The sequence below is a fragment of the Halorubrum sp. AJ67 genome, from assembly GCF_000513435.1.
Genome location: NZ_CBVY010000002.1, coordinates 429432 through 430591 on the forward strand (window position 1 = coordinate 429432; position 1160 = coordinate 430591).

The 1160-nt window shown below is 70.3% G+C and carries 1 pseudogene; it reads left to right on the top strand.

Annotated features, from left to right (window positions below):
• Nucleotides 1-85 precede the first annotated feature (85 nt).
• Nucleotides 86-1130 (top strand): annotated as a pseudogene (locus BN903_RS03790) (Mrp/NBP35 family ATP-binding protein).
• Nucleotides 1131-1160: the final 30 nt, after the last annotated feature.

A 1160-nucleotide genomic window follows, 5' to 3' on the forward strand; every position in this document is an offset into this window, starting at 1 on the left:
GTTCCTGCGCGGCGAGGACGCCGGGACCCGGATCGACTGATCGGGTGACAGAACCCTTATTCGAGCCACGGCCCTCCCCTCGGGCATGAACGAATCGGACGTGCGGGAGCGGCTCGCGGAGGTGCGAGACCCCGACCTCGACGGGGACGATCGTCTCGCTCGGGTTAGTGAACGACGTCGAGGTCGATGAGGCGGGCGGGACGGTCAGCGTGTCGCTCGCGCTCGGCGCGCCCTTCTCGCCGACCGAGTCGGCCATCGCCGACGACGTGCGGGCGGCGCTCGCGGACACCGGGCTCGACGTGGAGCTGTCGGCGTCGATCCCCGACGACCTCTCGACGGACGAGCAGGTCCTTCCGGGCGTACAGAACGTGATCGCGGTCGCCTCCGGGAAGGGCGGCGTCGGGAAGTCGACGGTCGCGGTGAACCTCGCGGCCGGGCTCTCCGAGCTCGGCGCGCGGGTCGGCCTGTTCGACGCCGACGTGTACGGCCCGAACGTGCCGCGGATGGTGTCGGCCGAGCAGCGCCCGGAGACCGACGGCGAGACCATCGTTCCTCCCGAGCGGTTCGGCGTGAAGCTGATGAGCATGGACTTCCTCACCGGCGAGGACGACCCCGTCATCTGGCGCGGGCCGATGGTCCACAAGATCATCACCCAGCTCGTCGAGGACGTCGAGTGGGGCGAACTGGACTACCTCGTGATGGACCTCCCGCCCGGGACCGGCGACACCCAGCTCACGATCCTCCAGACGCTCCCGCTGACCGGGGCCGTGATCGTCACGACCCCGCAGGACGTCGCGCTCGACGACGCGACCAAGGGGCTCCGCATGTTCGGCAAACACGACACGAACGTCCTCGGCATCGCGGAGAACATGGCCGGCTTCCGGTGTCCCGACTGCGGCGGGTTCCACGAGATATTCGGCTCCGGCGGCGGGAAGGCGCTCGCGCAGGAACACGACCTCCCGTTCCTCGGTGGGATCCCGCTAGACCCCTCCGTGCGCACCGGCGGCGACGACGGCGAACCCGTCGTCTTGGAGGAGGGCGAGACCGCGGACGCGTTCAAGGTGATAGTGGAGAACGTCGCGAACAACGCCGGCGTCGTCCGGCGTCGCGGGGCGAGCGAGGGACGATGACCGACGCGGACGACGAGGGCGGGACCCCCG